This is a genomic window from Streptomyces sp. CA-249302, assembly GCF_050936785.1.
Taxonomy (GTDB): Bacteria; Actinomycetota; Actinomycetes; order Streptomycetales; family Streptomycetaceae; genus Streptomyces.
Map to the genome: position 1 here is coordinate 8,542,931 of NZ_JBNJMG010000001.1, position 23,866 is coordinate 8,566,796.

General features: G+C 70.6%; 20 protein-coding genes. 1 reads left to right on the plus strand and 19 read right to left on the minus strand.

Features of this window, described 5'->3' with window-relative positions; all coding sequences use genetic code 11:
• Positions 1-8 precede the first annotated feature (8 nt).
• The 18 genes from ACQEWB_RS38605 to ACQEWB_RS38690 all read right to left on the minus strand — a co-directional run bounded on the left by ACQEWB_RS38605 (position 9) and on the right by ACQEWB_RS38690 (position 21,401).
• The gene (locus tag ACQEWB_RS38605) at positions 9-1,121 is read right to left on the minus strand and encodes an aliphatic sulfonate ABC transporter substrate-binding protein (protein WP_432839562.1); all 1,113 of its coding nucleotides are present in this window, start codon (positions 1,119-1,121) and stop codon (positions 9-11) included.
• 216 nt (positions 1,122-1,337) lie between these two features.
• Positions 1,338-2,675 carry a sulfate adenylyltransferase subunit 1 gene (locus ACQEWB_RS38610; RefSeq protein WP_432839564.1) on the minus strand — a complete coding sequence of 446 codons (1,338 nt, stop codon included), beginning with the start codon at positions 2,673-2,675 and terminating at the stop codon, positions 1,338-1,340.
• 2 nt (positions 2,676-2,677) lie between these two features.
• Positions 2,678-3,616: a sulfate adenylyltransferase subunit CysD gene (gene cysD / locus ACQEWB_RS38615; RefSeq protein WP_432839566.1), complete on the minus strand. Its 939-nt coding sequence runs from the start codon at positions 3,614-3,616 to the stop codon at positions 2,678-2,680.
• On the minus strand, positions 3,613-4,185 hold the full coding sequence (gene cysC / locus ACQEWB_RS38620; RefSeq protein WP_432839568.1) for an adenylyl-sulfate kinase: 573 nt from the start codon (positions 4,183-4,185) through the stop codon (positions 3,613-3,615). Before cysC ends, cysD begins: the two co-directional genes overlap by 4 nt.
• A complete protein-coding gene (locus tag ACQEWB_RS38625) occupies positions 4,185-4,892 on the minus strand; it encodes a phosphoadenylyl-sulfate reductase (protein ID WP_432839570.1) in 708 nt (235 codons plus the stop codon). Before ACQEWB_RS38625 ends, cysC begins: the two co-directional genes overlap by 1 nt.
• Positions 4,889-5,068, minus strand: a complete 180-nt coding sequence (locus ACQEWB_RS38630) for a hypothetical protein (protein WP_432839572.1) — start codon at positions 5,066-5,068, stop codon at positions 4,889-4,891. The genes ACQEWB_RS38625 and ACQEWB_RS38630 overlap by 4 nt, the downstream gene beginning before the upstream one ends.
• Entirely contained in the window at positions 5,065-6,762 is a 1,698-nt protein-coding gene (locus ACQEWB_RS38635; protein ID WP_432839574.1) for a nitrite/sulfite reductase, read from the minus strand. Before ACQEWB_RS38635 ends, ACQEWB_RS38630 begins: the two co-directional genes overlap by 4 nt.
• Positions 6,763-6,916: 154 nt before the next feature.
• Positions 6,917-7,000 carry a putative leader peptide gene (locus tag ACQEWB_RS38640; protein WP_313904670.1) on the minus strand — a complete coding sequence of 28 codons (84 nt, stop codon included), beginning with the start codon at positions 6,998-7,000 and terminating at the stop codon, positions 6,917-6,919.
• Between the two features lie 127 nt (positions 7,001-7,127).
• A complete protein-coding gene (locus ACQEWB_RS38645; protein ID WP_432839576.1) occupies positions 7,128-7,700 on the minus strand; it encodes a GNAT family N-acetyltransferase in 573 nt (190 codons plus the stop codon).
• Positions 7,701-7,744: 44 nt separating this feature from the next.
• A complete protein-coding gene (locus ACQEWB_RS38650) occupies positions 7,745-9,022 on the minus strand; it encodes a hypothetical protein (RefSeq protein ID WP_432839578.1) in 1,278 nt (425 codons plus the stop codon).
• Between the two features lie 157 nt (positions 9,023-9,179).
• A complete protein-coding gene (locus ACQEWB_RS38655) occupies positions 9,180-10,499 on the minus strand; it encodes a GAF domain-containing protein (RefSeq protein WP_432839580.1) in 1,320 nt (439 codons plus the stop codon).
• 295 nt (positions 10,500-10,794) lie between these two features.
• A complete protein-coding gene (locus ACQEWB_RS38660) occupies positions 10,795-12,426 on the minus strand; it encodes an acyl-CoA dehydrogenase family protein (protein ID WP_432839582.1) in 1,632 nt (543 codons plus the stop codon).
• Between the two features lie 139 nt (positions 12,427-12,565).
• Complete coding sequence (gene sbnA / locus ACQEWB_RS38665; protein WP_432839584.1) at positions 12,566-13,537, minus strand: 2,3-diaminopropionate biosynthesis protein SbnA; 972 nt, start codon at positions 13,535-13,537, stop codon at positions 12,566-12,568.
• A gap of 36 nt (positions 13,538-13,573) precedes the next feature.
• Entirely contained in the window at positions 13,574-14,605 is a 1,032-nt protein-coding gene (sbnB, locus tag ACQEWB_RS38670) for a 2,3-diaminopropionate biosynthesis protein SbnB (protein ID WP_432839586.1), read from the minus strand.
• Complete coding sequence (locus ACQEWB_RS38675) at positions 14,602-15,603, minus strand: TauD/TfdA family dioxygenase (protein ID WP_432839588.1); 1,002 nt, start codon at positions 15,601-15,603, stop codon at positions 14,602-14,604. Before ACQEWB_RS38675 ends, sbnB begins: the two co-directional genes overlap by 4 nt.
• A gap of 14 nt (positions 15,604-15,617) precedes the next feature.
• Complete coding sequence (locus ACQEWB_RS38680) at positions 15,618-17,723, minus strand: non-ribosomal peptide synthetase (RefSeq protein ID WP_432839590.1); 2,106 nt, start codon at positions 17,721-17,723, stop codon at positions 15,618-15,620.
• Between the two features lie 30 nt (positions 17,724-17,753).
• The gene (locus ACQEWB_RS38685; RefSeq protein WP_432839592.1) at positions 17,754-20,195 is read right to left on the minus strand and encodes a Pls/PosA family non-ribosomal peptide synthetase; all 2,442 of its coding nucleotides are present in this window, start codon (positions 20,193-20,195) and stop codon (positions 17,754-17,756) included.
• Between the two features lie 30 nt (positions 20,196-20,225).
• A complete protein-coding gene (locus ACQEWB_RS38690; RefSeq protein ID WP_432839594.1) occupies positions 20,226-21,401 on the minus strand; it encodes a heparan-alpha-glucosaminide N-acetyltransferase domain-containing protein in 1,176 nt (391 codons plus the stop codon).
• Positions 21,402-21,863: 462 nt separating this feature from the next.
• Between ACQEWB_RS38690 and ACQEWB_RS38695 the strand changes: the two genes are divergently transcribed.
• The gene (locus ACQEWB_RS38695; protein ID WP_432839596.1) at positions 21,864-23,000 is read left to right on the plus strand and encodes a YihY/virulence factor BrkB family protein; all 1,137 of its coding nucleotides are present in this window, start codon (positions 21,864-21,866) and stop codon (positions 22,998-23,000) included.
• Here the strand turns inward: ACQEWB_RS38695 and ACQEWB_RS38700 are convergent.
• Complete coding sequence (locus tag ACQEWB_RS38700; protein ID WP_432839598.1) at positions 22,997-23,833, minus strand: NAD(P)H-binding protein; 837 nt, start codon at positions 23,831-23,833, stop codon at positions 22,997-22,999. The two genes, ACQEWB_RS38695 and ACQEWB_RS38700, sit on opposite strands and share 4 nt — an antisense overlap.
• Positions 23,834-23,866 lie beyond the last annotated feature (33 nt).

Sequence of the window (23,866 nt, forward strand, 5' to 3'; positions counted from 1 at the left end):
GGCGGGTATCAGCTGGTGCCGAGACCGGCGTCGTCGACCGTGCTCGCGCCGTCGGCCTTGAGGACCTTGTTGAGGAGCGTGAGGTCGTAGATGCCCTTCAGGTTCGGCTTCTCCAGCAGGCCGGCCTTGACCGCGTGCTCCGCCTCGGTGTTGAGGGTGGAGGCCAGCGGGTCGTCGGTGAACTGGATCGACGACCAGGCCGAGTCCAGGACGTCCGTCGGCAGCGCCTTGCCCGAGTCCGTCGCCAGCTGCTTGTTCGCCGCCGCCTTCGCCTTGTCCGGGTTGGCGTTGATCCACTTGTTGGCCTCGACCGAGGCCTTCAGCACGGCCTCGACGGCCTTCGGGTGGGCCTTGAGGAACTTCTGCGACACGATGATGTTCGTGATCACGAACTTCTTGTCGGGCCACAGCGTGGACTCGTCGAGCAGCACCTTGCCGCCCTCGGCGACCAGCTTGGACGCGGTCGGCTCCGGCACCCAGGCACCGTCGATGGCACCGGACTTGTAGGCGTCCGGAGTGATCTTGTTGTCGGTGCGGACCACCGACACATCGCCCTTGCCGGTGTTCGCGTCGACCTTCCAGCCCTGGTCGGCGATCCAGTTCAGGAACGCCACGTCCTGGGTGTTGCCGAGCTGCGGGGTCGCGATCTTCTTGCCCTTGACGTCCTTCAGGGACTTGATCTTCTTCGGGTTGACGACCAGCTTCACACCGCCGGACGCGGAACCACCGATGATCTTCAGGTTGGTGCCGCCCGACTTGGTGTAGCCGTTGATCGCCGGGGACGGGCCGATCCAGCCGATGTCGATCGAGCCGGAGTTGAGGGCCTCGATCTCGGACGGACCCGCGTTGAAGATCTGGTAGTCCGCCTTGGTGGCGCCCAGTTCCTTCTGGAAGAGGCCCTGCTGACGGGCGACGAGCGCGGTGCCGTGGGTCAGGTTGCCGAAGTAGCCGATCTTGACGGAGGAGAGCCCGTCGATCTTCGAGGACCCGGCGGCGACCTTCTCCTTGGCGTTGTCGGCCGTGGACTTGGACCCGTAGCCGCAAGCGGCGAGCGTGAGCAGCGGAAGTGCGGCGACCACGGCTATGCCGCGGCGAAGGAACGTTGAGCGGTTGACAGGCACGGGAGGTGTTCCTCTCGGAGGCCCGGCGGTCACGGTCTCTCAGGTCGTGGCCGGGAGGTCGGCAGGTCTACGGCGGTGGGGGGCGAGGGCGCGCAAGCGGTGCGCGTACGTCAGCGCACACATCGCGCCACTCCGCCCTGCCCGCTGCCGAGGTCACCGCTGCCTACGCGGCCGCCCTCCTTCGCGAACGTGGAGTAGTAGTCGAGGGAATTCATGTCAGAAGTCCCACCCGTCGTCCTCGGCCTCGTCCTTGACGGGCTCCGGGGACGCGAACGACTCGCCGACCATGCCCGCGGTGAGCGTGGTGCCGTCGCTGGGGTCGATCAGGATGAACGAGCCCGTGCGGCGCGAGTCGGCGTAGGAGTCCACCGGCAGCGGCTCCGCGGTGCGGATCTTCACGCGGCCGATGTCGTTGGCGACGAGCTGTCCCGGGTGCGGGTGCAGGGACAGGTCGTCGAGCGTGAGACGGGACGGGATGTCCTTGACGATCGCCTTGACCGTGCGGGTGCCGTGCTTGAGCAGCACCCGGTGGCCGACGGTGAGCGCCTGGTCGGCGACGTGGCAGACGGTCGCCTCGATGTCCTGCGTGGTCGCCGGGGCGTCCTTGCTGGGCACGATCAGGTCGCCGCGCGAGATGTCGATGTCGTCCTCCAGGAGGATCGTCACCGACTGGGTGGTCCAGGCGACGTCGACCGGCTCGCCGAGCAGGTCGATGCCGGAGATCTTCGAGGCCCGGCCGGACGGCAGTACCGTCACCGCCTCGCCGACGTGGAAGGAACCCGCGGCGATCTGGCCCGCGTAGCCCCGGTAGTCCGGGTGCTCGGCGGTCTGCGGCCGGATCACGTACTGCACGGGCAGGCGCGCGTGGCAGTGGCTCAGGTCGTGGGTGACCGGGACCGTCTCCAGGTGCTCCAGGAAGGTCGGGCCGCCGTACCAGTCCATGTTCGCGGACGCGTCCACCACGTTGTCGCCGGCCAGCGCCGAGATCGGGATCGCGGTGATCTCGGGGACGCCCAGTTCGAGCGCGTACGCCGTGAACTCCTCGGCGATCGCGGCGAAGACGGACTCCTGGTACTCGACCAGGTCCATCTTGTTGACGGCCAGCACCACGTGCGGGACGCGCAGCAGAGCCGCGATGGCCGCGTGCCGGCGGGTCTGCTCGACGACGCCGTTGCGGGCGTCGACCAGGATGATCGCGAGCTCGGCGGTGGAGGCGCCGGTGACCATGTTGCGGGTGTACTGCACGTGCCCGGGGGTGTCGGCGAGGATGAACCGCCGCTTGGGCGTGGCGAAGTAGCGGTATGCCACGTCGATCGTGATGCCCTGCTCGCGCTCGGCGCGCAGGCCGTCGGTGAGCAGCGCGAGGTCGGGGGCGTCCTGCCCGCGCGAGGCCGAGGCGCGCTCCACGGCCTCCAACTGGTCGGTCAGGACCGACTTGGAGTCGTGCAGCAGCCGTCCGACGAGGGTCGACTTGCCGTCGTCGACGGAGCCCGCGGTCGCGAAGCGCAGGAGCGTGGTCTCGGTGAGGCCGAGTTCCGTGGTGGTGCTGCTCATGTCTAGAAGTACCCCTCGCGCTTACGGTCTTCCATCGCGGCCTCGGACATCTTGTCGTCGGCGCGGGTGGCGCCGCGCTCGGTGAGCCGGGATGCGGCGATCTCGTTGATGACCTGCTCCAGCGTCACGGCGTCCGAGTCGACGGCGCCCGTGCAGGACATGTCACCGACGGTCCGGTACCGGACGAGCCGCTTCTCGACCGTCTCGCCGTCCTTGGGCCCGCCCCACTCGCCTGCGGTCAGCCACATACCGCTACGGGCGAACACCTCACGCTCGTGCGCGAAGTAGATCTCGGGCAGCTCGATGCCCTCGCGGGAGATGTATTGCCAGACGTCCAGTTCGGTCCAGTTGGACAGCGGGAAGACGCGGACGTGTTCGCCGGGGGCGTGCCGGCCGTTGTAGAGGTTCCACAGCTCGGGGCGCTGGCGGCGCGGGTCCCACTGCGAGAACTCGTCCCGCAGCGAGAACACCCGCTCCTTGGCCCGGGCCTTCTCCTCGTCCCTGCGTCCGCCGCCGAAGACGGCGTCGAAGCGCTCGCTCTGGATCTTCTCGGTCAGTGGCAGCGTCTGGAGCGGGTTACGTGTCCCGTCGGGGCGTTCGCGCAGCACACCGCGGTCGATGTAGTCCTGTACGGAGGCCACATGGAGGCGCAGTCCGTGTGCGGCGACCACACGGTCGCGGTAGTCGAGTACCTCGGGGAAGTTGTGCCCGGTGTCGACGTGCAGCAGCGTGAAGGGGATCGCGGCCGGGGCGAAGGCCTTCAGCGCGAGGTGCAGCATGACGATGGAGTCCTTGCCGCCGGAGAACAGGATCACCGGCCGTTCGAACTCGCCCGCCACCTCACGGAAGATGTGGACGGCTTCGGACTCCAGCGCGTCCAGGTGGGAGAGGGCGTACGGCGCGGCCGTGCCCTCCGCCACGGTGGCAACGGTCGTCGTCATGCCAGTCCCCTTTCGGCGAGCAGCGCGTGGAGCGCGGCCGCGGACTCCTGGACGGTCTGGTGCTGCGACTCGATCCGCAGATCGGGCGACTCGGGCTCCTCGTACGGGTCGTCCACGCCGGTCAGCCCGGACAGCTCGCCGGCCGCCTGCTTGGCGTACAGACCCTTCACGTCGCGTACGGAGCACACGTCGACCGGAGTGGCCACGTGCACCTCGATGTACGGCGCCCCGCCCTCCTGGTGGCGCTTGCGCACCGCCTCGCGGCTGTCCGCGTAGGGCGCGATCACCGGGACGAGCGCCTTGACGCCGTTGCGGGCGAGCAGCTCGGCGAGGAAGCCGATGCGCTGCACGTTCGTGTGCCGGTCCTCGCGGCTGAAGCCGAGGCCCGCCGAGATGAACTCGCGGATCTCGTCGCCGTCGAGCACCTCGACGAGGTGGCCCTCCTCGCGCAGCCGGCCGGCCAGCTCGTACGCGATGGTGGTCTTGCCGGCACTCGGCAGACCCGTGAGCCAGACGGTGGCTCCGGTCGTCACGTGCAACTCCTCGGTGTTCTCGGTGATGGTCGTCATCAGTGCAGCCCGCACTCGGTCTTGGCGTTGCCCGCCCAGCGGCCGGCCCGCGCGTCCTCGCCCGCGAGCACCCGGCGGGTGCAGGGGGCGCAGCCGACGGACGCGTAGCCGTCCATCAGCAACGGGTTGGTCAGTACGCCGTGTTCGGCGACGTAGGCTTCCACGTCGTCCTGGGTCCAGCGGGCGATCGGCGAGATCTTGACCTTCTGCCGCTTCTCGTCCCAGCCGACCACCGGGGTGTTCGCCCGGGTCGGGGACTCGTCGCGGCGCAGACCGGTCGCCCAGGCCACGTAGTTCTTCAGGCCCCGCTCCAGGGGCTCGACCTTGCGCAGCCTGCAGCACAGGTCGGGGTCGCGGTCGTGCAGCCTGGGGCCGTACTCCGCGTCCTGCTCGGCGACCGTCTGCCGCGGGGTGAGGGTGATGACGTTGACGTCCATCACGGCCTCGACCGCGTCCCGGGTGCCGATGGTCTCCTCGAAGTGGTAACCGGTGTCGAGGAACACGACGTCCACGCCGGGCATCGCGCGCGAGGCCAGGTGGGCGACGACCGCGTCCTCCATCGACGAGGTCACGCAGAAGCGCTTGCCGAAGGTGTCGGCCGCCCATCGGAGGATCTCGAGGGCGGAGGCGTCCTCGAGATCCTGGCCCGCACGCTCGGCGAGCGCCTTGAGATCCTCGGTCGCCTTCTCTTCCTGAACCGCGGTCATATCTGGTCTCCCCCTGCTTCGGAATGCCGGAGTCCACGGGCGAGCAGCCCGAGGAACTTCAGCTGAAAAGCCCGATTGCACGCCGCGCATTCCCACGCGCCGTGGCCCTGCTCGCTGGGACGGAGGTCCTCGTCGCCGCAGTAGGGGCAGTAGAAGGGGGCGGCCCGCTCGCTCATGAGAGGGCCTCCTCGGACGCACGGGAGGCCCACGCGGCGAACCGCTCGCCCTCCTCGCGCTCGGCCTGGAAACGCTTCAGGACCCGCTCGACGTAGTCGGGCAGCTCCTCGGAGGTGACCTTCAGACCACGGACCTTGCGGCCGAACCCGGCCTCCAGCCCGAGCGCGCCGCCGAGGTGCACCTGGTAGCCCTCGACCTGCTCGCCCTGGTCGTTGAGGACCAGCTGGCCCTTGAGACCGATGTCCGCGACCTGGATACGGGCGCAGGCGTTCGGGCAGCCGTTGAGGTTGATGGTGATCGGCTCGTCGAAGTCCGGGATACGGCGCTCCAGTTCGTCGATCAGGGAGGAGCCGCGCTGCTTGGTCTCGACGATGGCGAGCTTGCAGTACTCGATGCCGGTGCAGGCCATGGTGCCGCGCCGGAACGGGGAGGGCTTGGCCGTCAGGTCCAGCGCCTCCAGGGCCTCGACGAGCGGTTCGACCTGCGCCTCCTCGACGTCGAGGACGATCATCTTCTGCTCGACGGTGGTACGGACCCGGCCCGAGCCGTGGGCCTCGGCGACCTCGGCGATCTTCGTGAGCGTGGCGCCGTCGACGCGGCCGACGCGCGGGGCGAAACCGACGTAGAAGCGGCCGTCCTTCTGTCGGTGAACGCCGACGTGGTCGCGCCAGCGCTCGGTGGGCTCGGCGGGCGCGGGGCCGTCGACCAGCTTTCGCTTCAGGTATTCGTCCTCGAGGATCTGGCGGAACTTCTCCGGACCCCAGTCGGCGACCAGGAACTTCAGGCGGGCGCGGGTGCGCAGGCGCCGGTAGCCGTAATCGCGGAAGATGCCGATCACGCCGGCCCAGGCGTCCGGGACCTCCTCCAGGGGCACCCAGGCGCCGAGCCGGACGCCGATCTTCGGGTTGGTGGAGAGGCCGCCGCCGACCCACAGGTCGAAGCCGGGGCCGTGCTCGGGGTGCTCGACGCCGACGAAGGCGATGTCGTTGATCTCGTGGACCACGTCCAGGAGCGGCGAGCCGGAGATCGCGGACTTGAACTTGCGCGGCAGGTTGGAGAACTCCTTGCTGCCGATGAAGCGCTTGTTGATCTCGTCGATGGCCCAGCTGCCGTCGACGATCTCGTCCTCGGCGATACCGGCGACCGGCGAGCCGATCACGACGCGCGGACAGTCGCCGCAGGCCTCCGTGGTGGACAGGCCGACCGCCTCCAGGCGGTTCCAGATCTCCGGGACGTCCTCGATGCGGATCCAGTGCAGCTGGATGTTCTGCCGGTCGGTGATGTCCGCGCTGCCGCGCGCGAACTCCTCGGAGATCTCGCCGATCACGCGCAGCTGCTGAGTGGTGAGGCGGCCGCCGTCGATCCGCACCCGCAGCATGAAGTACTTGTCGTCCAGCTCCTCCGGCTCCAGGATCGCGGTCTTGCCGCCGTCGATCCCGGGCTTGCGCTGGGTGTACAGGCCCCACCAGCGCATACGTCCACGAAGGTCGTTGGGGTCGATCGAGTCGAACCCGCGCTTCGAGTAGATCGTCTCAATGCGTGTCCGCACATTGAGACCGTCGTCGTCCTTCTTGAACTGCTCGTTGCCGTTGAGCGGGGTGTAGTGCCCCATCGCCCACTGTCCCTCACCGCGGTGACGGCTCACCTTGCGGCGGGGCGCTGCGGCGGCAGGGTTCTGCGGGGTGGCGGCCATGGTGATTACGTCCTTCGGGACAGGCGGAAATTCGGCTCTGACCTGCGCGTACGGGCGCATGAGTAGATATGCGCTGCGTTGCGCGGGATGAGAGGGAATGTCAGGAGATGTCGGGTGTACTGCGGCCCCGCGGCCGGAGGCCGCTAATGAGCTCCTAGCACGCCGGACAGATGGCGCTGGACATGCGGCCGAGGTCGACGTGCCGCCGACTCACCAAGGCAATTCCAGTTCCAGACATGACGGAAGCGTGGCACGGCAATCTGGACACAGTCCAGCTTCGTCCACGATGCGGACATCCTTGTCCCGGAATGTGAGACAAGGGTGTCGTCGATCACATTGGTCGCCGCATGTCTTGTCCATGCAGGTCAGGCGCGGTATGCCCCGGGCCAGGGACCGGGCGCGGCCACCTCGGCCTCCTCCTCGACCTTGGTGTCGAAGAGCTTGAAGCCCCGACGCAGATAGTTGTCCATCGCGTGCTCCCCGTCCAGGCTGCAGGTGTGCAGCCAGACCCGCTTGGTCGTGGCCAGCCCCGGCCACCGCTCGGCGAGGTCCCAGGCGCGGGCGGCACCGTACGACAGCAGGTGTCCGCCGATCCGGCGGCCCCGGAAGGCGGGGATCAGTCCGAAGTAGACGATCTCCACGACCCCGTCGTCCTGCGGCTCCAGCTCCACGTATCCCGCGGGGGTGCCCCGGTCGTACGCCACCCACGTCTCCACGCCAGGCCGCGCGAGGTGCTCCTCCCACCGGGCGTACGTCCAGCCCAGCCGGTCGATCCAGCGGATGTCGCCGCCGACGGAGGCGTACAGGAAGCGGCTGAACTCGGGGGAGGGGACCTCGGAGCGGACGATCCGCACGGCCTCGTCCGGCGTGGCGGCCGGCAGCACGTCGGTCGGCGCGGTCTGCTCCAGGGACCAGGTGGTCACGGGGATGTTGGTCATGCCCGCCAGGGAATCATCCGCCCGGGAGGTCTGTCGATCGCGATCTAGTCCTCGCCGTCCAGGGACCGGTCGATCGAGCTGAGCGGCAGCGCGTAGAGCATCCGCCCCGACTGGGACCAGACCTCGCCGGACTCCTCCCAGTAGGAGAGGGAGCCCGCCTGACCGCTCCAGCAGCGGTTCGACTCGTCCGAGCCGCACTCGGTGGCCTGCGCGCCGCGCGCGTTCTGCCGCCAGAGGGTGCCGCGGCCGTCCCGGGTGTCGGACGCCCGGTCCAGATACCAGTAGGGGCCGTAGGACAGGACGCCGCTGACGTCGGTCGTCCTCGTCTCGTACGCCTGGGTCGCCACCGCGCGTCCGGAGGCGTCCGTGGCCAGCAGACCGGCGCGGGCCGGGTCGCTGCTGAACGGGTAGCGCCACAGGCGGGTGTGCCGGTCGCTGTCCGCGGCCACCCGCTCGCTCGCCACCAGGCTGTCGGGCGCGGTGCTGCGGTCCAGGGAGATCGCCGCCGGGCGCGGGGTCTTGCCGGTGAGCTGGTACGAGCCCACGGCCGGAAGGACATACCGGGCGCCGTACGCCGACCAGCCGCCGCGCACCTTGCCGACCCGGGCGCTGTCCACGCCGGCCCGCTGGATGCGGTCCAGGTCGTAGACGTACAGGCCGTCGGCCGTGGTGACCAGCAGCCTGCCCTGGTACCAGACCATGCCGGAGACGGGGGAGGCGAGCCCGCGGTAGTCGCGGCCGCCGTCGACCGGGACGGTGAGCAGCGCCCAGGTGTAGGTGAGGTGGGTGGGGTCGTCGGCGTTCACGAAGGCGACCTTGGCGAGGCCGGTCCGGGAGGCCCGGCCGGTGTCGTGGGTCCAGCCGGAGAGGATCACCCGGTGCGCGCCCCAGTGGCCGTCGTCGTCGGCGTCCCCGGAGGTGGTGACCGCGCCGGCCTGCCAGCCGCGGGTGTCGGCGGCGTCCCAGCAGTACGCGCGCGTGGCGGTCGGCACGACGGGCAGCACCGAGCGGTCGGCGGTCGTGCAGTCGGCCGGGGCGCGCAGCGAGCGGTCGGCGTCGTCGAGCACCGCGCTCACCCCGACGGGCTTGCCCATGGCGGAGGACAGCCGGTCGAGTGTGGCCTGCGGAACCAGCCGCTCCTGCAGCCGGTATCCGGCGGCGGATCCGGCGAGCTCCTTCACGCCGTCGGCGTCCTTGCTCCCCGTGGCCTGCGAGGCGCTGATCATCGTGGCCGCGGCGGTGAGTGCGAGGGCGGTCCCGGCCAGGAAAGCGCGCAGCGCCTTGCCCCGCTTCTGCCGACGGTGCCTGCCACGCTGCTTCATACGTCCTCCCGAGGCGAGCCAACTGCGTTCATTGGTCCGTGTGTTGACCAAAGGAGCAGGTGGGGTGGCCCGTAGAGGGATGCTACGGCAGTCCGGCGCGGACGGGGACGAAGACCTTGCAATTATGCGGAAGATGGCGCGACTTTGCCCCGTGATGTCACTCGGAGAGACGGGGTGGACACGCTCGGGGCGTCTTTTCCTCCCTCAGACGCCCGTTGACCACCGAGGGCGCCGTCGAGTGCGGCAGCAGGTCGTGCGGGTCGGCCGGCAGCAGCACCTCGATCTCCGCCGCCTCGGCGAAACGGTAGGGCCGGTGTTCCAGCAACCCCCCGAGATAGCGCCGTATTCGGGACATCTCGGCGCGCACGGTCACCGTACGGGCCGGGTCGCCGAACACGTCCTCGGCCAGGCCCGCCGCACTGCGCCCGTCCCGGTGCAGGGCCAGCAGGTACAGCAACTCGGCGTGCCGGGGGCTCAGTTCGTGGCTCCAGGAACCCGCGTATCCGGTCGCCGTGACCGACCAGCGGCGCGGCTGGGTCAGGTCCAGGACGACCCGGTCGGCGACCCGCGGCACCGGTTCGTCGGAGGCCCGGACCAGCCAGCCCTCGCCCAGCGGCTCCACCGAGCACAGCCCGAGCGGCGGCAGCCACCGGCGGCCCGCCGACAGGGACTTGGGCAGGGACATCCGGTTCGTGTACGGCATCCCGGTCACCGCGGCCGTCCAGCCGTCCCGGTCCACCGCCAGCGCCCGGCCGCCCAGCCGGGACAGCACCGGGGCGGCCACCGCGCGCAGCCGCTCCAGCGAGGTCAGATGCAGCTCGCGCAGCCGGGCCTCGGCGAGCTTGGCCACCGAGTCGACCCAGGCGAGGGTCGCCGGGTGCATCGTCTCCAGCGGTCCGCTGACGTCCACCACCCCGAGCAGCCGGCCGTCCCGGGGGTCCGTGATGGGCGCGCCGGTGCAGGTCCAGGTGGTCTGCGAGCGGACGAAGTGCTCGGAGGCGAAGACCTGTACGGGCCGGCGCACCACCGCCGGCGTACCGATGCCGTTCGTTCCGACGACGTCCTCGCTCCAGTCCGCGCCGAGTTCGAAGCCCAGCCCGTCGGCCCGGCGCAGCACCGCCGGGCTGCCCTCCCGCCACAGCACCCGGCCGTCCTCGTCGGCGACCACCATGATGTGGTGGGCGACGTCCGCGACCGACAGGAGTCCCTCGCGCAGCACCGGCATGACGTGCCGCAGCTCGGTGGTGTCCCGGCGCCTGCGCACCTCGTCGTCGGGCAGCAGCCCCGAGCGCCGGTCGCGTTCGGGGTCGATGCCGCTGCGCAGCATGCGGCCCCAGGACTGCTCGATCACCGGGCGCGGCGCGACGGGGGTGCGCTGTCCCGCGAGGGTGGCGGACCGGACCTCGCTGAGCACCCGCGCCGCACGCGCCGAGTCGACCGCGGCGAGCTGGGTGACGTCCGTCGGCGAGAGCGCCACTGGACCTCCCGGGAAGATGGGCTCGGGACAACCGTTTCCCGTCGTGTTTCGGACACGGGAGCCGGAGTGCGTCCTGACTGTCCGTCTCATAGTGCCTTTCGTCCCTGACGGACGGGCATGGTCCGGCCACAGACAGCAGCAAGTTGCAACCCCTTGCAACCCTGGTGAACGCCCGCGGCTTGTTTGAATATTGAGCAACGCCGTCCCGAGCGGCGTTCGCGGCCTCGAACGGGCCAGTGGGCGGGGGTGGTGCCGTGTCGGCGCAGCACCACCCCCGCACTTTCATGTCCGCAGATCAGGAAGGCCGGGCCCGCTCCACGACGGAGGCCAGGTCCAGGGTGTGCGGCAGCGTGCCGAAGGCCGCGCCGCCGTCGCCGCCGAGCCGCGCGGCGCAGAACGCGTCGGCGACCTCGGATGGCGCGAACCGGACCAGCAGCGAGCCCTGGAGCACCAGCGCCAGCCGCTCCGTCAGCCGCCGGGCCCGCGCCTCGATGCCCTCCAGATCGGCCAGTTCGGTCAGCAGGCCCTTGATCGCGCCGTCCAGCCGGTGATCGGCACCGCGCGCCTTCCCGACCTCCCGCAGATAGGCGTTGAGGGCCTGCGGCTCACGCTGGAGCACCCGCAGCACATCCAGCGCCTGCACGTTGCCCGCACCCTCCCACACCGAGTTGAGCGGCGACTCGCGCACCAGCCGGGGCAGCCCCGACTCCTCCACGTACCCGTTGCCGCCCAGGCACTCCGCGGCCTCGACCACGACCGGTGTACAGCGCTTGGTCACCCAGTACTTGGCGGTCGGTACGGCGATCCGCAGCAGCGCCCGCTCCTCTTCGCCGCCGTCGTCGTAGGCGGCCGCGAGCCGCAGCGCGAGGGTGGTGGCCGCCTCGGACTCCACCGCCAGATCGGCCAGCACGTTGCGCATCAACGGCTGGTCGACGAGCTTCGCGCCGAAGGCCTCCCGGTGGGTGCAGTGGTGCACGGCCTGCGCGACCGCCTGCCGCATCAGCCCCGCCGAACCGAGTACGCAGTCCAGCCGGGTCGCCGCCACCATGTCGATGATGGTGCGCACCCCGCGTCCCTCCTCGCCGACCCGGCGGGCCCAGGTGCCGGCGAACTCGACCTCGGCGGAGGCGTTCGAGCGGTTGCCGAGCTTGTCCTTGAGGCGCTGGATGAGGAAGGCGTTGCGGGAGCCGTCGTCCAGCACACGGGGGACGAGGAAGCAGGTCAGCCCGTCCGCGGCCTGCGCGAGCACCAGGAAACCGTCCGACATGGGCGCCGAGCAGAACCACTTGTGCCCGGTCAGGGTGTACGCACCGGCCTCGGCCAGCGGCGTCGCGGCCGTCGTGTTGGCGCGTACGTCACTGCCGCCCTGCTTCTCCGTCATGCCCATCCCGAACAGGGCGCCCGCCTTGAGACGCGCGGGCCGCAGTCCACGGTCGTAGACGGCCGAGGTCAGCCGAGGCCCCCACTCCTCGGCGAGGACGGGATCGGTCCGCAGCGCGGGCACGGCGGCGTGGGTCATCGACAGCGGACACAGATTGCCGGCCTCGACCTGCGTCCAGACCAGGAACGCGGCCGCCCGGCGGACATGCCCGCCGGGCCGGTTCCAGGCGGCGGTCAGCCCCGCGGCGACACCCTTGCCGAGCAGCCGGTGCCAGGCGGGATGGAAGTCCACCTCGTCGACGCGATGGCCGTACCGGTCATGGGTCCGCAGCCGGGGCGGATGCTCATTGGCCTGAACGCCCCACTCCTGCACCTGGGCGGACCCGGAGGCCCGACCCAGGGCGACGAGCTCGTCCCGCGCCTCGTCGAGGACGGCCGGGGGGAGGTGCCGTCCGACGGCGGAGGTGAGGACCCGGTCGGCGGTGTAGACGTCGTAGCCGACCAGGGGCGGTGCCTGGTTGGTCACGGTATGCGTGGTGCCTGCCATGCCGCGAACGTACCCCGTCACAGCGACCGTCGGCACAACTCAGCCCGTCTGGGGGTGCCCCCTTTGGGGGAGTTCGAGGACAAGGCCCCTTCAGGGCCGATCGGGGTTCCAGGGGGCAGAGCCCCCTGGAAACGGAACCTCAGGCCGACCGAGCCATCGCGGTTGTCGGCTCGGATTCCGTCACATCGGCCGGCCACCCTTCCCGGTACACCGTGTCCAGATACCGCTCCCCGAGATCCGGAGCGATCGCCACCGACACGAGCCCCTCATGGCCGTGCTCCGCCAGCCACTGCCCCGCCCCACTGACCACCGTCCCCGTCGACCCCCCGAACAGGAACCCCCGCGCCGCCAGCCGCCGGCAGGCCAGCACCGCGTCCGTCTCGTCCACACGGATCAGATCATCCACGTAGGACTCGTCCAGCAGCGCCGGTGGCACGCTCGTGCCCAGCCCCGGTATCAGCCGCCGCCCCGGCGCCCCGCCGAAGCTCACCGAGCCGACGCTGTCGACGGCCACGATCCGCACCCGGCGCCGCCACTGCCAGAACCAGCGCGCGCAGCCCATCAGCGTCCCGGTCGTGCCCGCGCCGACGAACAGCACGTCCAGGTCCGGGAAGCGGCGGGCGATCGCCGGCGCGGTGGTGCGGTAGTGCGCCTTCCAGTTCCCCTGGTTGGTGTACTGGTTGAGCCAGACGTATCTGTCGTCGGCCGCGCACAGTGCGGCCACGTACGCCATCCGCGCCCCCAGGAAGCCCGCGCGCGTGTCCGGCTCCTCGATGACGTGCACCTCGCTGCCGAGCGCCTCCATCAGCCGTATCGTCGGCTGGTTGCAGCGCGCGTCGGTCACGCACAGAAACCGGTATCCCCGGCTCGCCGCGATCACGCTGAGCGCCACGCCGAGATTGCCGGACGAGGACTCGACCAGGACGGAACCCGGCCGCAGCAGCCCGTCCCGCTCGGCGGCGTTCACCATCTCGGTGGCCGCCTTGAGCTTGATCGAGCCGGCGAAGTTGAAGCCCTCACACTTCAGGTACAGCGGCAGCCCCAGCGCCGCCCTCAGGTCGACGTAGAGCTCGTTCTCGTTGAATTGAACGGGATCGGAAATGACGGGCATGCTGCCCCCTCCTCATGCGTCACGATGCCCGGCCGGTCAGCCGTACCGGCGCAGCTCGTGGAAGAACCCGTCGACGACATGCAGCCCTCCCCTGCGGGCCACTTCGTCGTGGACGAACCTGCCGACCGCGAGGTCGAGCACCCCCAGTCCGAACGGCGAGAAGACCACCGTCCGGTCGGCCGGGACGGTGGACCGCCCGGTCAGTACGTCGTCGAGCGTCCCGTCGAGGAACTCCCGCCCGCCGGTGAGCTGTTCGGCCAGGTGCGGCGAGGTCTGCGCCTTCAGACAGTGCTCGACGTCGTCCACGTAGTTCGCGGACGCGAGCAGGATCTTCGGGTCCAGGTCGCGCAGCGAGACGTGCAGGACCAGCGGGTGGTGCTCGAACCACGACGGGTCGTGGATGTACGGCTCGGACGCGACCGTCGCGAACACGATCAGGTCGCTCGCCCGGACCAGGGATTCGGGCGAGTCGTGCACGGTGACCTTGCCCCCGGCCCCCGTGCGCTCCAGGTAGGACCCGAAGCCCGCCGCGCTCTCCGACGACAGGTCGTGCACGCCCGTCTCCTCGAACTCCCAGCCGGTGGCCGCGAGATGGGTGTGGATGTAGCGGGCGATCAGACCCGTGCCGATGAAGCCGACCCGGGTCGGACGCGTCCGCGTGCGGCTCAGCCGGTCGGCCGCGAGGGCCGCCGAGGACGCCGTGCGCGTCGCGCTGATCACCGAACTCTCCAGACAGGCGTACGGGTAACCGGTTTCCGGGTCGTTGAGGATCAGTACGGCCGAGGCGCGCGGCAGACCGGACTTCGTGTTCTCCGGGAAACTGGAGATCCACTTCAGCCCGTCCACCCGCAGCGGTCCGCCGAGCGACGCGGGCAGCGCGATGATCCGCGAGCTGGGCCGGTCCGGGAAGCGCAGGAAGTACGACGGCGGGTTCACCGACTCGCCCTCCCCGTGCAGCCGGTACACGGCCTTGACGAGCTCACCGATCTCCGGCTCGCGGCCCCGCAGGGCCTCGACGACCTGTTCGCCGGAGACAACGGAGAAGGACGGTGCGGCAGTTGCGGTCATGCGGTCCTCACCTCGACGGTCGGTGCGCAGTCGGTCAGTCGTACGGGATCCCCGAGCGCGGCCAGCACCTCGCGCGGTCCCTCGAAGGGCTCGCGGCTGTGCGCGGTACGGATGTTGTCGACGAGCAGCAGGTCACCGGAGCGCCACGGCTCGCGCAGGGTGTGCGCCTCGTACACCTCGTTGATCGCGGCGACGATGCCCTCGTCCAGCGGATCGCCGTTCCCGAAACGGGTGTTGAAGGGCAGCCCGTCGGGGCCGTAGACGTCGACCAGGTACTCGCGCACCTCGGGATCCATCGTCCACTCGTTCAGGAAGGCGATCTGGTTGAACCAGCAGCGCCGCCCGGTCACCGGGTGGCGGACCACCGCGCTGCGGTGCTGCCGGGTGTGCAGCGAGCCGTCCTCCTGCCAGGCGAAGTCGATCGCGTGGGTACGGCAGTAGCGCTCGACCGCCGCCCGGTCCTCGGTGCCGAAGGCCTCGGCGACCGAGGCGCCGATCTCGTCGTTGTACGTCCGGGTCAGCAGCCAGCCCTCCCGCTCGAACCGCTCGACCAGCGCGGCCGGCAGCGCCTCGAGGACGGTCGGCGCGTCGGCGACCGCGGTCGCGCCGCCGGTCTCCGACGCCACCAGGCACGCGAAGAGCAGCAGGCCCGGGAAGCCCAGGGAGTAGCTCAGCTCGTGGTGCATGCACATCTGCTGGTTGGGCGGCCACTTGGAGGAGGAGTACACGCCGTCCGCATAGGAGCGGCGGGGTGCGAAGGGCTCCCGGTCGGCCATCAGACCGCCGGTGAGCCGCCGGAACACGGCCTCCGTGGCGGTGGGTTCGTTCAGCGACAGCCCGCGGACCAGCAGGCTGCCGTGCTCGGCGACCGCGGCACGCAGCGCGTCGCGGTGCTCGGCGGCCCAGCTCACCGGGTCGTCGGCCGACTTCGCGTGCAGGAGAGGTGGCCGGCCCGGGGCCGGTTCCACGTCCGGAAGAAGGGTCGGAGAGTGCGACATCGTGCGGGTTCCTTTCAACTGTGCTGGTCGAGCAGGTCCGCCAGTTCGGCGAGGACCGGATGGCGGGTGACGTCCTTGAGCGTGATCGCCCGGTCCAGGGCGATCGCGAGCTTCACCGCGGACAGCGAGGTGCCGCCGCGGTCGAAGAAGTGGTCCAGGCGGCCGATGCGGTCCACCGGAACGCCGAGCACCTCGGCCCAGGCGCCGGCCAGCCGCCGCTCCCCGGCTGTCCGGGGCTCGCCCGAACCTCCACAGCTCCCGGAATCCAGCTGCTCCGCAAGGGAGATGAGGGTCTTGCGGTCGGTCTTGCCGTTGGCGGTCAGCGGCAGCGACTCCCGCCAGTGCACGACCGCCGGAACCATGTATTCGGGCAGCGACACGGCCAGCCGTTCCCGCACCGCGTCGGCGCCCACCGGCTCGGGACCGGTGCAGAACGCCACCAGCTGCGTCCCGCGTACGACGACCACCGCGCCGTCGCGCACCCCGGCCACCCGCAGCAGCGCGTTCTCGATCTCGCCGATCTCCACCCGGAAACCGCGCACCTTGACCTGGCTGTCCCGCCGGCCCAGGAACTCCAGCTTCCCGTCCGGCAGCCAGCGCCCGTGGTCGCCGCTGCGGTACAGCCGCTCGCCGGGCCGGTACGGGTCGTCGGTGAAGACCGCCTTGGTCCGCTCGGGGTCGTTCACGTAACCGCGGCCGACACAGACACCGGAGAAGACGATCTCGCCGGGCGCGCCCAGCGGTACGGGCACCAGGTCCTCGTCGACGACGTACACCCGGACGTTCGCGACCGGCCGGCCCAGCGGCACCCGGTCGCCGTCCGGCGCGCGGTCCATGACCTCGTGGTTGGTGTCGTCCGAAGTCTCGGTCAGGCCATAGGCGTTGACGAGCCGGATGCCGGGCTGGGCGGCGAACCAGCGCTGCACCAGCTCCTTCTTCACCGCCTCGCCGGTCACCGACACACAGCGCAGGTCGGGCAGTTCGCGCGGTCGCTGCCCCAACTCGGCGAGCACGGCCTCCAGATACGACGGCACGATCTGGAGCACGTTCACCCGGCCGCGCGCGACCGTGTCCACGAACCGCGGCACGTCCAGGATCGTCTCCTGGTCCACCAGCAGCGTCCGCCCGCCCACGACCAGCGCCGAGACCAGCTGCCACAGGGAGATGTCGAAGCACTGCGGAGCCGTCTGCGCGACCGTCCGCCCGGCGCCGACCCCCAGGTCGGAGATCTTCGCCAGGACGTGGTTCAGGAAGCCCGCGTGCTCGCACATCGCGCCCTTGGGCTCACCGGTGGAGCCGGAGGTGAAGTAGATGTAGGCGAGCTGGTCGGGCCAGACCGGCAGCCGGAGGTCGTGGTCGGCATGGCCCTCGGCGTACGCGGTGTCCGCGAACAGCTTGCGCACCGTTCCGCCCAGGTGCTCGTCGCTGCCCCGCTCGGTGAGCACCAGCCGGCACTCGGCCCGCTCCAGGGTCCGGGCGATCCGGTCGGCCGGGAAGTGCGGCTCCACGGGCAGATAGACACCGCCCGCCTTGAGGACGCCGAGCACCGACGCCAGCCAGTCCAGGTTGCGTTCCATCACCACGGCGACCACGCCCTCGCGGCGCAGCCCGCGGGCGAGCAGCGCCCGGCCGATGCGGTTCGCACGGGAGTTGAGCTCCGCGTACGTCCACTGCCCCGCCTCCGACACGGCGGCCACGGCGTCCGGGTGCAGCAGCACGCGCTCCTCGAACAGCTCGTGCACCCGTCGGTCCGGCAGTTCCCGGTCCGGGCCCGCCAGGTCGTCCAGCTGGAACCGGAGTTCCTCCTCGGAGAGCAGGGTCGCGCGGTCCGGGTCGGTGAGCACGGTGAGGTGGTAGCCGGCGATCCGGGCCGCGGCCCCGGCGTCCAGGAGATCGGTGCGGTAGCGCAGCCGCAGGGTGCCGTGGTCGGTGAACTCGGCGTGCAGTCCGGTGTCCTCGAGACCGGCGGCTGCCATGTACCCGCCGGTCAGCGCGGCCAGGACCTTGGTGTGCGCGTCGGCGAGGGCGGTCGGCTCCCTCGACAGGTCCTCGGGCAGCGGCAGTTCGTACTCGGCGACGCCCGGTACGGGATCGAGCGTCCACCGCGGGATCGTTTCCATCAGTTTCCCCCTGTTTCTTTCTGTTCCTGTTCAGCCGTGCCGCGGTGCGACCGCCGGGTTGCCTCCCCAGTGCGACCCGGACGGCATCTCCTCGCCCTTCATCAGGAAGGAGTCGGGCGCGAGCACGGCGCCGTCGCCCATCGAGACGCCGTAGTGCACGAGCGATCCGGTGCCGAGCGTGCAGCCGGCGCCGATGGTGATGTGGTCGGACTTGAAGGTGCCGTCCTCCTGCGAGTGGGCCTGCACCTTGGTGTGCGCGGCGAGCGTGCAGTCGTCGCCGATCGCGGCCAGCGTCCGGTCGGTGATGTAGCAGCCGTCGTCGAAGACCCGGCGCCCCATCCGCACGCCCAGCAGCCGCCAGACGAAGGCCTTGAACGGCGTCCCGTTGAACACCACGAGGTGGTTGTCCGGCACCTTCCACAGGCGCTCCACCCACCAGAAGTGCGGGTCGTAGATCGACACCAGCCGCGGCCGGAGCGGCCGGAAGCGGGTGATCAGCCGCTCCACCAGCACGTAGTAGCCGGTGGAGAACGCCAGGCCGACGATCAGGGACGCGCCGATCAGCAGACCGCCGAGGGTGCCATGGGCGCCGTACAGGTCGAAGGCGGCGAAGCCGATCACGCTGAGCGCGAACCAGTGCAGCCAGCGCAGGAACAGGAACAGGCCCATCGAGCGCAGGTTGTATCGGTTCTTCCGGGCCAGCCGGTCGTGCAGTTCGTCGCCCTCGCGCAGGTGGTCGAAGCGGCTGTCGCGCTCCACCGAGCGCGGGATCTCGAAGGCCGGCGAGCCCAACAGGCCCACGCCCGAGCGGACTTCGCCGTCCAGCGGGACCATCACCTTCGTCGCGAGCAGGACGTTCTCGCCGGTGCGGCCGCCGCTCGGGTAGGCGATGTTGTTGCCGAGGAAGCTGTGCGCGCCGATCGTCGCCCGCGAGACCCGGAAGGACGTGCCGGAGAAGTCGGCGTTCACGACCGAAAGCCCGTCGGCGACCATCGTGCCGCTGCCCACGGTCACCAGCAGCGGCGTCTCGTGCTGCACCTCGGTGCCGAAGTTGGAGCCGGTCTGCTCGACGTGCGAGAGGTCGTAACCGATGGACCTGAGGTAGTGGACGATGTACGAGCTGTCGCCGCACAGCCACTTGAAGAACTTCACGTTGCTGATCCGGGCGATGGCGCGCTGCACCGAGTAGTGCACGCCGTAGAGCGGGTAGACCCGGTCCGGGCGCAGCAGCGGGCTCAGCAGCCGCGGCAGCACGGACACGGCGGCGAGGCCGAGGAGCAGGAAGCCGACGTAGGCGGCCACGGAGAAGCCCAGCGCCTCGCCGTAGAAGGCGGCCGAGCCGAGGTCGTCGGAGGTCGGGTCGAGGAGGGTGTCGAGGGCCGGGACCACCGTCAGCAGCAGGTAGGTTCCGCCCACCGCGACGGGCACGTACACGACCAGCATCTGCAGCAGCCCCCCGAGGCCGTACAGCGCCCGGCGCAGCGTGGAGGTGCGGGCCGGCGGGATGCGGACGTAGTCGACGTCCGTGCGTACGGCGGGCGAGCCGTGCCACCGCTGTCCGGCCGGGACCGAGGCGCCGCCGTACAGGGCGGAGGAGTGGCCCAGTTGGGAGCCGTCGCCCATCGTCGTGCCGATGTCGAGGACGGTCTTCTCACCGACGTACGCGTCCCGCCCGAGCGTCACGCGGCCGGTGCGGATGCGGCCCGCGTGCGCCTGGTAGCAGAGGAAGAAGGTGTCCTTGCGGATCACCGAGCCGGCGCCGACGGTCAGCAGGTCGGTGCAGACCGGCACCGAGTGCGACAGGATCGTGACGCCCTTGCCGATCCGGGCGCCGAGGGCCCGCAGGTACAGCACGTACAGCGGGCTGCCGGCGAACAGCAGCAGCGGGTTGGCGTGCAGCAGCGCCTTGACGGTCCAGAAGCGGAAGTAGGCGAGGCTCCAGACCGGGAACTCGGTCTCCTTCCAGCGGCCGACCAGCAGCCACTTGGCGGCGATCGGGATCACGCAGGCCCCGGCGAACACCGCGGCGCCGAAGACCAGCGACCGCAGGTAGACGTCCACGACCCCGTCCACGGCGGAGATCCACGCGTAGCCCCGGCCCATGACGATCCCGGCGAGCGCGCAGTAGGCGGCGAAGACCAGGAACTGCAGTGCGCCGCACAGGAGATAGCGCGGGGTGCTGCCGGGCTCGGGTGCCGGTGCCGGCGGCTCGGCGGGGGCCGGCGCGGGGGCCGGGGCCGTGTCGAGGGCCGCCGCGAGGCTCCGGATCGTCGGGTTGCCGTAGACGTCCTTCATCGAGACCGAGGGAAGATCCGGCCGTTTCCTGACCCGGGCACAGAAGTGGGCCATCACCAGGGAGTTGGCGCCGAGGTCGTCGAAGAAATGGCTGTCGACGGGTATGCTTTCCTGCTTCACCACACCGGCCAGGACCTCGGCCAGGACATTTTCGGTGCCGGTGTCGATTTTTCCCACCACGTGCACTCCTTACGGGTTTTACAGGCTTTACGAGTTTTGCGGCTTGCCCGGTTGCGGTGATCCCCCGGTTGTTGCACCGCGCGGACATTCCGCAACCCGCCGCGCATGTTTCGCCCCGGCCGCCACAGGAATTTCCAATGGCCCCCGGCCCACCATTCGTCGCCAGCAGACGGCGAAGAGCAGCGCCCCGGTCACCAGGGCGCCGTAGAGGAGGTCGGGGGAGTCGTCGAGGGTCCCGGTGGCGAGGACCAGGACGTGGGCGACGTACAGGGTGAGCGGCATGCTGCCCGCGGCCGAGAGCGGGACGAGGGCCCGCCGGGCGGGGGCGAACCGGGTCAGCAGCAGGGCCGCGCCGAGCAGGGCGGCCGCCGAGCCGAGGGTCTGGAGCAGGTCGAACGGCGAGGTCGAGTGCGGGGCGCGGGAGAGCAGCGACCACCAGGTCGAGCCGTCCGGGGTGTCCCACAGCACCTCGTTGCGTGCCTCACGCCACGGCGTGTCCGAGAACTCCGCCCGCCACAGGTGCCACAGCCCGCCGAACTCCCGCAGCAGCAGGGTGGCGACGAGCCAGGCCCCGGCCGCCACCGCGACACCGCCCGCGAGCAGCCGCCGCGCGACCCGCTTCGAGGTCAGGTCCAGCCGGCCCACGGCGAGACCGGCGCACAGGTACGCCAGCCACGCGAGCACCGGATAGTCGCCGTGAACCAGCAGGTCGGACAGCACGCCGACCGGGTGCGTGACGAGGTCGGCGAGCGTCGGGTCGCCGTCGAAGGGCGGCGCGGGCAGCACGCCGTGCAGCGCGTGCAGGACGACGGGACCCGCGACGGCGAAGAGCAGGGCGAGGCCGGCGAGGGTGCGTGGGCGCAGCCGCAGCAGGGGGAGGGCGAGCAGGAAGAGCAGGGCGTAGAACGCCAGGATCACGTCCACGTCCAGGTCGGCGGCGTTCGCGGCATGGCCGAGCAGCAGCCCCGTGAACCCGATGAGCAGTGCGCGGGCCGTCACGGCCGCGTAGGCGCCGCGGTCGGTCACCGGCCGGCGCCCGCCCGTCGTGAACGCGAGCCCCACCCCGGCCGTCACCGCGAACACGGCCGCCGAACGGCCGCCCGCGAAGACCCAGGCCGGCGTCGGCGAACCGTCCGCCGCGAAAGCCCCGTACACATGGACCGAGAACATCCCGAGCAGCGCCAGACCCCGGACCGCGTCCACCCCGGCGATTCGTGGCGCAGGCGAGTCCGCGCCGCCTCGGTGGGCCTGTGACGGTGTATGCGTCAACGGGTGCGGAGCAGGCATGAGAATTCCCCCGAGTGGAATACGGTCGAATCCCGCTCGCTGTTCACGCGGGTATTCGAAATGGTGCGGAAATGAGTGAGAGTTGTGGGAGTGGTCCCCTGAAGTCCCCCGTGTCATCTGCGCCTGAGCTGTTCTCGGCGGGCGCAAGAATGCAGTCCGAATTCTTTCGGAAAGTTCATGAACGGTTCAAGGGCGTTTCATTCATTGGCGATTTCTGGATCTCCCGGAATGTGTGATCAGGGTCGCGACGTGTGCTGTTTACAAAGAGGGAGAAATGGGTTGTAGAACAATCCGGCCAACGCGGACATGACAGAAAAATGGGACCAGCTGCCGGGCCGGGGGATGAGTGCACTCAGCTGCGGCGGATACCTTTAGGTCGTGCAGCCAGCAAGTGAATCCCAGCAACGGCCCTCCGGCCGTCTCCATCGGGCGCGTGCCCTCTACAGGAACGTCTCGAAGCGCAGGACCGCCTGGCTGCTGCTCAAGGACACCGTGAACTCCTGCATGGAGTACCGCATCCTGGGTCTCGCCGCCGAGGCCGCGTTCTTCACGCTGCTGTCCGTGCCGCCCCTGCTGTTGAGTCTCATCGGCCTGCTCGGCTACGTGGACTCCTGGACCGGCACCGACACCATCAGCAGCCTCCAGAGCAACATCATGGACGCCTCCCGCACGGTCCTGTCCGACAAGGGCGTCACCGAGATCGCGCAGCCGATCCTGCACGACGTGGTCAAGGGCGGCCGCCCCGACGTCATCTCGGTGGGCTTCGTGTTCGCCCTGTGGTCGGGCTCCCGCGCCGTGAACGTCTTCATCGACACCATCACCGTGATGTACGGCCTCGACGGCGTGCGCGGGATCGTCAAGACGCGGGTGATGTCGTTCCTGCTGTTCGTCGTGGGCCTGCTGATCGGCTCGATCGCGCTGCCGCTGATGGTCGCGGGCCCGGACGCGGTGGTACGGATCGTGCCCTGGTCGGAGACGCTGGTGCAGGTCCTGTACTGGCCCGTGGTGATCCTGCTGTCCGTGATCTTCCTGACCACGCTCTACCACGTGTCCGTGCCGGTGCGCTCGCCCTGGATCGAGGACGTGCCGGGCGCCCTGGTGGCACTGGCCATGTGGGTGCTCGGCAGCTCCCTGCTGCGCATCTACATCACCAACACCATCGAGGGCGCCACCATCTACGGCTCCCTCGCCGCCGCCGTCGCCGTGCTGCTGTGGATCGGCGTGTCGGCGTTCGCCGTCCTCGTCGGGGCCGCGGTCAACGCCGCGATCGACCGGGTGTGGCCGGCCGCCGCGACCGCCGCGGCCCGCGCCGCCAACGAGCGGGTGCGCGAGGCGCAGCTGGCCGAGCACGTGGCCCGCACCGCCGCGAGCCAGGAATCCGACCCCAACGACCCCGACATGCCCTCGGAGTTCCCCGAGCGCTGGTCGCGCTTCCTGCCGCCGGAGGACGTCTCCTCACGCCTGCGCACCCACGTGAAGAGCACGCACCCCCCGCACAAGCCGGACAACTCCTAGACCTTCCACGCGCCCGCGGCGGCCGCCTCCCGCGCGAAGTCCGTGAAGTCGCGCGGTTCGCGCCCCAGGACCTGCCGGACCCCGTCCGACAGACAGGAGTTCCGCCCGTCGAGCAGCGTCTCGAACAGCTCGACCAGGAACTCGACCTCCTCGGGCGGCACCCCGAACCCGGCCAGGTTCTTCCCGTACTCCCGCGCCGACAGGGCCCGGTACGTCAGCTCCCGCCCCGTCGCCTTCGCGATCTCCGCGACCGCCTCCCCCCAGGTGAGCAGCCGCGGCCCGGAGACGGCGACCGCCTGCCCCGCGTACCGTTCACCCGCCGCCAGCACCCCCACCACCACGTCCGCGATGTCCCGCACGTCGACGAACGGCTCGCGCACCTCGCCCCCGGGGAACACCAGCTCCCCGCTCTGCCGGAACCCTTCCACCAGCGGGCCCTCGCTGAAGTTCTGCGCGAACCACGCGGCCCGTACGACCGTCCAGTCCGCCCCCGACTCCCGCAGCGCCTCCTCGGCGGGCCGCGCCCGATCCTCGCCCCGCGACGACAGCAGCACCAGCCGCCGCACCCCGAGCGAGACCGCCTCCTGCGCGAGCAGTCCCACGTCCCGGGCCGCGTCCGGCGCGCCGATGTCCGAGGGGTACGCGAGATACGCCGCGTCCGCTCCCCGCAGCGTGTCCGCCCACGTCGACCGGTCCCCCCAGTCGAACCCCTGTGCCCGCGAGGCCGCCCGCACCGTCAGCCCCGAGGCCCGCGCGGCATCGGCCACGCGCCGCCCCGTCCGACCGGTCGCCCCGGTCACCACAACCGTCGTGTTCCGCGTGTTCTGTGTCATGTCGGCCAGTGAACTGCCGTGCCCGGCAAGGGA

Excerpts from the sequence above, each read along its gene's own strand:
- ACQEWB_RS38645 (WP_432839576.1), bottom strand. The coding sequence starts at position 7,700 with ATGACCAACATCCCCGTGACCACCTGGTCCCTGGAGCAGACCGCGCCG.
- cysD (WP_432839566.1), bottom strand. The coding sequence starts at position 3,616 with ATGACGACGACCGTTGCCACCGTGGCGGAGGGCACGGCCGCGCCGTAC.
- ACQEWB_RS38625 (WP_432839570.1), bottom strand. The coding sequence starts at position 4,892 with ATGACCGCGGTTCAGGAAGAGAAGGCGACCGAGGATCTCAAGGCGCTC.
- sbnA (WP_432839584.1), bottom strand. The coding sequence starts at position 13,537 with ATGCCCGTCATTTCCGATCCCGTTCAATTCAACGAGAACGAGCTCTAC.
- ACQEWB_RS38675 (WP_432839588.1), bottom strand. The coding sequence starts at position 15,603 with ATGTCGCACTCTCCGACCCTTCTTCCGGACGTGGAACCGGCCCCGGGC.
- ACQEWB_RS38680 (WP_432839590.1), bottom strand. The coding sequence starts at position 17,723 with ATGGAAACGATCCCGCGGTGGACGCTCGATCCCGTACCGGGCGTCGCC.
- ACQEWB_RS38635 (WP_432839574.1), bottom strand. The coding sequence starts at position 6,762 with ATGGCCGCCACCCCGCAGAACCCTGCCGCCGCAGCGCCCCGCCGCAAG.
- ACQEWB_RS38630 (WP_432839572.1), bottom strand. The coding sequence starts at position 5,068 with ATGAGCGAGCGGGCCGCCCCCTTCTACTGCCCCTACTGCGGCGACGAG.
- ACQEWB_RS38640 (WP_313904670.1), bottom strand. The coding sequence starts at position 7,000 with ATGTCTGGAACTGGAATTGCCTTGGTGAGTCGGCGGCACGTCGACCTC.
- ACQEWB_RS38610 (WP_432839564.1), bottom strand. The coding sequence starts at position 2,675 with ATGAGCAGCACCACCACGGAACTCGGCCTCACCGAGACCACGCTCCTG.
- ACQEWB_RS38660 (WP_432839582.1), bottom strand. The coding sequence starts at position 12,426 with ATGGCAGGCACCACGCATACCGTGACCAACCAGGCACCGCCCCTGGTC.
- ACQEWB_RS38650 (WP_432839578.1), bottom strand. The coding sequence starts at position 9,022 with ATGAAGCAGCGTGGCAGGCACCGTCGGCAGAAGCGGGGCAAGGCGCTG.
- sbnB (WP_432839586.1), bottom strand. The coding sequence starts at position 14,605 with ATGACCGCAACTGCCGCACCGTCCTTCTCCGTTGTCTCCGGCGAACAG.
- cysC (WP_432839568.1), bottom strand. The coding sequence starts at position 4,185 with ATGACGACCATCACCGAGAACACCGAGGAGTTGCACGTGACGACCGGA.
- ACQEWB_RS38700 (WP_432839598.1), bottom strand. The coding sequence starts at position 23,833 with ATGACACAGAACACGCGGAACACGACGGTTGTGGTGACCGGGGCGACC.